A 7,773-nucleotide genomic window follows, 5' to 3' on the forward strand; every position below is an offset into this window, starting at 1 on the left:
ATAGAAAAAAGGTAATCGTCCCTTGTAAGTGGACGATTACCTTTTTTCGAATACTTAATTTGTAAAGGCCTTTTCCGTTAAGGAAAGATGAATTAACCGATCATCTTTATCGGTTGGTTTCCCTCGTTTGTCACGGTTACTGGTAATGGTGAATAGCTCATTGTGATCAATCAGAACATCCCGTAATCTGCCGGCATCTCCGTAAAACTCCTCAAATTGTTTACTTGCGACGTCATACGTAAAGAGTTTCTTGCCGGCTAAAGAAGCAACATACAGTTTTCCATTATTAAAAGCCATTCCCGATGGTGCCCACGTGTTATCACCGGATTGAAGAATCGGCTTCACCATGCCTTCTGCTTCTTCATCCCCTTGAATAACTGGCCAGCCATAGTTTTTCCCTGCCTGAATCATGTTTATTTCATCATGTCCCGATTCGCCGTGCTCTGAACTATAAAGATTTCCCTCATTGTCCCACGCTAATCCCTGAGGGTTGCGATGACCATAGGAGTAAATATAGGAATTTTTATATGGATTGTCGGTTGGGACTTCGCCACTTACCGTCATTCTTAAAATTTTTCCGGCTAAACTGTCAAGATTTTGCGAGTTGTCTGACTTGCCAATGTCACCTGTAGTGGCATACAGCATTCCGTCTGGCCCAATTTTAATCCGGCCACCGCTATTCACCGCTCCACCAGGGATTCCCTCTAAAAGGACTTTATCTTCCTGCCACGTATCGTTTTGAAGTTTCAATGAAACAATTCGGTTCAAGGTTTTCCCGTCTGTCTGATAGGTATGAAACGCATAGGCCATCTTTGATTTTTCAAAATCAGGCGCTAGTGTAAACCCTAAGAAACCGCCTTCCCCTTCATGGAAAATATTTTTTGAAACCTTTACACCCTGGACTTTCACTAAGCCAAGATCTCCGTCGATTTGAATGACCGAGCCCTCCCGCTGACTTAAGAAAAACAAACTGCCATTCTTGTTAATCGTCCATGGGATATTCAAATGATTCGCATTCACACTGCCGTCATCCGAAACAGATACCTCAACTGCCTTTTTCATCACTTCTGTTGCATCTTGCTGAAAGGAATCCTTTTTCTTACCGGGATCATTCGCCATATCCTTACCATCCCAAAACCATGCAACCCCAACCCCAGCTGCCAAAACAATTCCAAGTAAACTATAAAAAACCTGCTTCTTCAAAATACCACCTCTAAAAAATGTAATTTACCTTACGAGTGTAAACACTTTTCAGATAATTTAAACATTTTTTAACAAAAAGAAGCATGAGAAAAAGAGAAAACCAAAGGGACGGTTGTTGTTGTATAACTAACTATCTGATTGCTACTTTTTCCGGTTTCGCTTCGGATAAGAAAATATCTTCATAGAAGAGTTCATTTCTTCTGCATGCTAAGTAATATTGAATTTCACACACTAGCAAACTTTCGTGAATCGGGATGTGCACCAGTTTTCCCTTTTTAATTTCATTATTGAACGCATGCGGAGGGAGAAACGACACGGCATTTTGGTTATGAATCAGGTCGTTCACTAGTTCAATTTGATTAGTCGTAATCCATCTTTTACACTTAATATTTCTTAATACCGTTTGATCTTTTGAAAAAGATTTGTAGAAAATTAAATATTCCTCTTCTAATTCTTCTATGTTTTCCAAACATGATTTTTTCGCCAGCTGATGCTGCTTTGAGACGATTAACCCATACTTTTCACGTAACACAGGGTAGGATTCTAATTGTTTATTGACGATGGGCTCCGTTACAAAGGCAATGTCCAGTATGCCATCCATGAGCGATTTCGCAATAAGGGAATGGTCCATAATCAGAAGATTAATATTCCTGTTATGTACTCGATTAAGCAAATTAATTTTTTGATAAATATAAGGATGGGTCAAGGCAATCGAACTGCCAACGGTCATCAGGCTGCCATTCGCATCCTGATTTATTTCACTTTTTGCGGTGTTTAGCGTTTCAATCACTTGTTCTGCATACGGGAGAAATAGTTTACCTGCTCTAGTTAATTCCACACTTCGTTTTCCTTTTTTTCCTCTTACAAATAATTCTTGGCCCAGTTCTTCTTCTAGGTAACTAATTCTATTGGAGATGGTTGGCTGGGGTACAAAAAGATGTTTTGCCGCTTCCGTAAAGTTTCCATTATTACAAACAATTAAGAACGTTTCTAAATAAAGTAAGTTTATGAAAAACATCTCCTTCTCTGGGAAAATAATTATTTAGAATATTGATAATTTTATAAAATTATTATATCATCTATTTACTATATGTAAATAGGTAATCACAATTAGTAAATAAAAATGTTAGCGTTCTCAAATTTTGATAGGGAGTGTTTGATGATGAATGATATCTGCAGGTTATTAAAAAGCATGAAGGATAAGAAGGATCGAATTTTTGCGATGGCCACCATTATCCGTGTCGATGGCTCTGCCTATAGACGGGAAGGAGCCAAAATGCTCATCAGCGAAGATGGCAGTTATTTCGGGACCATCAGTGCGGGGTGCTTGGAAGAAGATTTACTCTATCAGGCCCAGGAAGTCATTCAAACCCTTCATCCGAAAAATGTCCAATATGATTTACGATCTGAAGACGATCTTTCTTGGGGGCAAAGTGCTGGATGTGATGGAAACATCGAGGTTTATATTGAACCAATCGGCTGGGAATTAAATACATTACAGCCAAATACGCTGCTATGGCCATATGTTGACGAACAACTAAACAATGGTTTACCTGTTGTATCGGTAAAAACGATTAACGCAGAAAATCAGGAATCTGTCGTCCTTTATTCCGATAACGGAGACATTTGCGCGGAGTCCGCTAACCATGGAATTGCTCAAAAGTTGACCACTTATGTGCAGGACTTTGTTCTTAGTGGAACGAAAGTAAAATTGATCTATATTGAAGAACTAGAAAGTGATTTCTTATTTGAACGGTACCAGCCGAAAGACCATTTATATGTATTTGGGGCTGGCCCTGACGCTGAACCATTAGTCACACTAGCTTCCCAATTGGATTTTTCTATTACCGTCATCGACCCAAGAAGCAGCCGGTGCAATGAGAGGAACTTCCCGCAAGCTGATCTTCATATCCTTGAACATCCAGAAACATTTTTTAACAAAAGACAGATCCCTTTTGACAGTTATGTCCTCGTCATGACCCATAATTTTAATCGGGATCAGGAAATCTTGCAGCACCTCGTGCAAGCTCCTCCCAAATATCTTGGTGTACTGGGACCGAAGAGAAGGACAGAACGGTTAGTAAAAGATAAAAATGTATTGTCGTTTATCCATTCTCCTATCGGCCTGCCTATTGGTGCAGAAGGACCAGAGGAGATCAGTATAAGTGTATTGGCGGAGTTAATAAAAGTGAGAAATCATGCAAATGCCGAGAATAAAAAACAAAGTCCCACCGCGTGCTGGATATAGGCTCGGATTGAATTGGTAGAAGTAATGAAAGCTTTCCTAAAGATCATTTGATACTTTAGGAAAGCTTTTTTTATAACATGTGTCGGGTTAAAGATTATTGTTGGTTTTATAACTAAGTTGATTGGAACGGAAGGCGCGAGACTCCTGCGGGAGCAGCGGGACAGGTGAGACCCCACAGGCGCTTTAGCGCCGAGGAGGCTCACCGCCCGCCCCGCGAACCGCTTGCGCCTGGAGTGGAAATCAACTGCCAAGTTAACAACATTAACATAGTGAAAATAAAGAAATCTTATCACTTCATAAGATTTAGGTATTTCACAATTATATATAATATATTTTATTATTTTCTTAAGAAGTGAAAATTCTGATAATTATACGGTTACCTTCACCTACTTCGTTCGCGTGCAGGTGCAGAAAAATTATTTTAGTAAAGGTGGTTTTCATAATGAATGTACAAGGTGAAATAGTTGTTGATGCGAGTCAGGAAGATGTTTGGAATGCTTTGAATGACCCGGAGGTACTGAAAAAAGCAACACCTGGATGTAAAGCGATGACGGAAATCGAGCCGGATAGCTATAAAGCTGAAATTGCCTTAGGGATTGCGGCGGTAAGAGGCGAATATGAAGCTGAAATTAAAATCTTGGAAAAAGTAGCACCAAACCAATATCGAATTATCATGAAGGCTGACAGCAAGATGGGGTTTATTGAAGGAAATGCTTTAGTCGAGCTTGATTATAATCAGCCGAAAGGGACCATTCGCTATGACGGGGAAGCACAGGTAGGCGGCTTGATTGCAGGAGTGGGACAGCGGATCTTGTCTGGTATTGCCAAAATGATCGTGAAGGATTTCTTTAAGAAAATTGCAAAGGAAATCAATACTAGAACAGCCATGTAATAGAAAAATGGTAAACAACCTTTCCAGGAAAGAGGGTATAACGTGAAACCAGCGGTATTTGACTATCATTCTCCAGTGGAACTTGAAGAAGCGTTGGATTTATTGGATGAGTTTGGCTATGATGCGAAAATTATGTCGGGAGGACAAAGCCTTATTCCTATGATGAATATGCGCTTAGCTCGTCCTCAAGTATTGATCGACATCAACAACATCGCAGAACTAGATTACATTCGGGTGACGGACACAGGTATTCAAATTGGCGGATTGACCCGCCACTTTCAGGTTGAAGAGTCAAAAGAAATCGAACGAGTTTGTCCCTTGCTTACAGAGGGGATGAAATTAATTGGCCATTCGCAAATTCGTTCCCGAGGGACGATTGGCGGCAGTGTGGCCCATGCCGATCCAACAGCGGAGCTTCCGGTTATGCTGACAACACTTGGCGCGACGATTACCCTTGCTTCATCAGAGGGTGTGCGGACGCTTACAACAGACGAATTCTTTTTGACCTATTTGACCACGACGATTGAAATGAATGAGATTTTAGTATCGATTGACATACCGATTTCTCCTGCAAGAACTGGATATGCCATTGATGAATTTACCTTACGAAAAGGAGACTTTGCCATCGTCCTTGCCGCTGCCTCTGTTACCTTGAGCGAAGATGGGACAGTCGAGGCAGCAACACTCTGCTTAGGTGGGGTGGATGGAGTTCCTGTCCTATTGAATGAAGTGACAGATGAATTGGTTGGAAAAGTCCCGGATCCTGCGTATATCGCAGAATGCTGTAATCAAATTGCTGACTTGGTTGATCCAGAGCCAGATATCCATGCAACAAGCGAATATCGAAAAGATTTATGCATCACCTATGCAAAGCGTGTATTAGAACGTGCAGCAGCGAGAGCTGTTCTTCGATAGGAATAAACCCTATCCATTTCCAGGAGGTGGAACACATGACGCAAACGAACTTAAAGGACATCGCCTTAACCGTGAATGGTAAGGAATATACGGCTTCGGTTGAGCCGCGGATGCTATTATCAGATGTTTTACGTGATGAACTCAGATTAACAGGCACACATGTTGGCTGTGAGCATGGCATTTGCGGTGCTTGTACGATCATGATGGACGGGCGGCCGGTGAGGTCTTGTCTTGTCTTTGGCGTTCAGGCAGATAAGAAAGAGATTCGGACGGTAGAAGGGTTAGCAGAACCGGACGGCAGCCTGCATCCATTGCAGGAAGCATTCTGGGAAAAACACGGTCTGCAATGTGGCTTTTGTACACCAGGAGTACTCATGTCCGCATGCCATTTTCTAGAGCAGAACCCAAATCCAAGCCGCGAGGAAATTCGGGAGGGCATCTCAGGGAATTTATGCCGGTGCACGGGATATCAAAACATTGTCGATGCAGTCGAAATGGCGGCAGAAGTACTCAAACAGAATAAAAAGAGTGAGGAAGAGTCCGGTGATTTGGAAATCGTATCTTCTGGAAGGAAAGTGGAAGTATGAGCATCGGCACGAGTGTGAAACGAATTGAAGACCCGCGGCTCATTACAGGTAAAGGGCAATATGTTGGTGATATAAAGCTGCCTGATCAGTGTGAGGCAGTCATTATTCGCAGTCCACATGCCCATGCAAATATTGCGAGCATCCATATCGAAAAAGCGAAAAATCATCCTGACGTGTTCATGATCATGACGGGGCAGGATCTGCCGGCGGATCTTTCCCCGATTCCGATGCGGCTTGCTCCGAACGATGCCTTGACGAAAGCTTTGCAGTATCCGTTAGCAAAAGAGAAAGTGCGCTATGTTGGCGAACCAGTGGTCATGGTTGTCGCTGCGTCAAGATACGTGGCAGAAGATGCTGCAGACTTAATCGATATCGTTTATGAACCGTTAACACCCATCACGGATGTCCATAAAGCGATTCAGCCGGAAACGGACGTATTGCATCCTGAAATTGGCAGCAATGACCTTTTTATCATTCATTCCGAAAAGGGAAATGTCGAGGAACACTTTAAGAAGTGTCCTCATGTGTTAGAAGAAGATTTATATGTCCAGCGGCATTCCGGAATTCCGATGGAAACAAGGGGTCTCCTTGCTTTAGTCGGGGAGGATCAGCGGCTGACCGTCTATGGTCCGACAAAAGTGGTTCATTTTAATCATCAAATCCTTGCAACACTTTTACATAAGGACCCAAAGGACATTCGCTTTATCGAAACCGATGTCGGAGGCGGTTTTGGGCCTAGAGGTGAATTTTATCCGGAAGACTATTTAATCCCCTATGCAGCGCTTCAGCTTGGCCGGCCGGTCAAGTGGATCGAAGACCGTTTAGAGCATATGAAGGCGACAAACCATTCTCGCGAACAAAAACACCGTGTAAAGGTAGGTTTTGATGAGAATGGTAGAATCCTTGCATTAAAAGATGAGATTTTTGTAGATACAGGAGCGTATATCCGTACGCACGGAGTCACTGTTCCAGTCCTGACCCAGGGGATGTTTGCCGGCCCCTATGATATTGAGGCATTAGAATTCATTACCCATGTGGTCGCAACGAACAAAACACCGACAGGAACCTACCGCGGTCCGGGAAGATTTGAGGGAACCTTTGTCAGGGAACGGATTATCGATATCGTGGCCAAGAAACTTCATCTCGATCCGACCGTGGTGCGGGAGCGGAATTTAATACAGCCGGAGCAAATGCCCTATTCAAATGGTATTTCCGCCCTCGGCCAGGTGGTGGAATACGATAGCGGTGATTATCCCGGAATTCTTGAAACGGCACAAAAAGCAATGGAGTGGGAGCAATTTTCTGATAAAAAGATCCAGGCCGCTAAAGAGGGACGAATCATTGGGTTGGGATTTGCGATGTTTGTTGAAAAATCAGGGTTAGGACCTTGGGAGTTTTGCGAAGTAGAATTTTTAGAAAATGGGAACCTCCTCTGCAAAACCGGATTAGCGGATATTGGTCAAGGGGTAAAGACGGCGCTTGCACAAATTTGTGCTGAGCAATTGGGAATCCCTTATTCAAATGTAAGTGTCATTCATGGCGATACGGATGTGGTGGAAAAAGGAAATGGTTCTTTTGCTACCCGTGGAACGGTGGTTGGGGGGTCAGCAGCTTGGTATGCTTCGGCGGCACTGAAAAGAAAAATAGTTCAAGCGGCGGCTGAACGATTTTGTCTTCCAGCAGATGATCTTGACGTTAAGGAACAATCAATCATCCAATTGTCAAATCAGCAGGAAGTCTGTCCGCTCGAGCACATCATTAAAGAGTGCAGAAACCAGGGGGTCGAGCTCCGTGAAAAATACACCTTTTCCATCGATCATATGTCCTATCCATATGGGATCCACGCGGCGGAGGTAGCCGTTGATCTCGAAACAGGCAAAGTGAAAATTGAAAAGTACTATATTGCGTATGATGTGGGGCGGGCCATT

Annotated in this window: 7 protein-coding genes; 5 read left to right on the forward strand and 2 right to left on the reverse strand. The window is 43.0% G+C overall.

What is annotated here, in order from left to right; translation table 11 throughout:
- Positions 1 to 54: 54 nt before the first annotated feature.
- Together ACO1D1_RS16920 and ACO1D1_RS16925 are read right to left on the reverse strand one after the other, a co-directional pair.
- Positions 55 to 1,203: a PQQ-dependent sugar dehydrogenase gene (locus ACO1D1_RS16920; protein WP_423336528.1), complete on the reverse strand. Its 1,149-nt coding sequence runs from the start codon at positions 1,201 to 1,203 to the stop codon at positions 55 to 57.
- Positions 1,204 to 1,333: 130 nt separating this feature from the next.
- Positions 1,334 to 2,221 (reverse strand): LysR family transcriptional regulator, encoded by an 888-nt coding sequence (locus ACO1D1_RS16925; RefSeq protein WP_423336529.1) that lies wholly within the window; start codon positions 2,219 to 2,221, stop codon positions 1,334 to 1,336.
- 141 nt (positions 2,222 to 2,362) lie between these two features.
- On the opposite strand from ACO1D1_RS16925, the gene ACO1D1_RS16930 reads away from it, so the two are divergent.
- From ACO1D1_RS16930 to ACO1D1_RS16950, 5 genes are all read left to right on the forward strand, one after another.
- On the forward strand, positions 2,363 to 3,451 hold the full coding sequence (locus tag ACO1D1_RS16930) for an XdhC family protein (protein WP_423336530.1): 1,089 nt from the start codon (positions 2,363 to 2,365) through the stop codon (positions 3,449 to 3,451).
- A 442-nt stretch (positions 3,452 to 3,893) separates the two neighbouring features.
- A complete protein-coding gene (locus tag ACO1D1_RS16935; RefSeq protein WP_149871903.1) occupies positions 3,894 to 4,343 on the forward strand; it encodes a CoxG family protein in 450 nt (149 codons plus the stop codon).
- A gap of 42 nt (positions 4,344 to 4,385) precedes the next feature.
- The gene (locus tag ACO1D1_RS16940) at positions 4,386 to 5,258 is read left to right on the forward strand and encodes an FAD binding domain-containing protein (protein WP_423336531.1); all 873 of its coding nucleotides are present in this window, start codon (positions 4,386 to 4,388) and stop codon (positions 5,256 to 5,258) included.
- A 35-nt stretch (positions 5,259 to 5,293) separates the two neighbouring features.
- A complete protein-coding gene (locus ACO1D1_RS16945) occupies positions 5,294 to 5,845 on the forward strand; it encodes a (2Fe-2S)-binding protein (RefSeq protein ID WP_423336532.1) in 552 nt (183 codons plus the stop codon).
- The coding region (locus ACO1D1_RS16950) for a xanthine dehydrogenase family protein molybdopterin-binding subunit (protein WP_423336533.1) at positions 5,842 to 7,773 on the forward strand (1,932 nt) is incomplete at its 3' end. The genes ACO1D1_RS16945 and ACO1D1_RS16950, both read left to right, overlap by 4 nt.

Source organism: Neobacillus sp. 19, assembly GCF_049463095.1.
In the GTDB taxonomy this organism is placed as follows: domain Bacteria; phylum Bacillota; class Bacilli; order Bacillales; family Cytobacillaceae; genus Neobacillus.

Excerpts from the sequence above, each read along its gene's own strand:
- ACO1D1_RS16925 (WP_423336529.1), bottom strand. The coding sequence starts at position 2,221 with ATGTTTTTCATAAACTTACTTTATTTAGAAACGTTCTTAATTGTTTGT.
- ACO1D1_RS16930 (WP_423336530.1), top strand. The coding sequence starts at position 2,363 with ATGATGAATGATATCTGCAGGTTATTAAAAAGCATGAAGGATAAGAAG.
- ACO1D1_RS16935 (WP_149871903.1), top strand. The coding sequence starts at position 3,894 with ATGAATGTACAAGGTGAAATAGTTGTTGATGCGAGTCAGGAAGATGTT.
- ACO1D1_RS16945 (WP_423336532.1), top strand. The coding sequence starts at position 5,294 with ATGACGCAAACGAACTTAAAGGACATCGCCTTAACCGTGAATGGTAAG.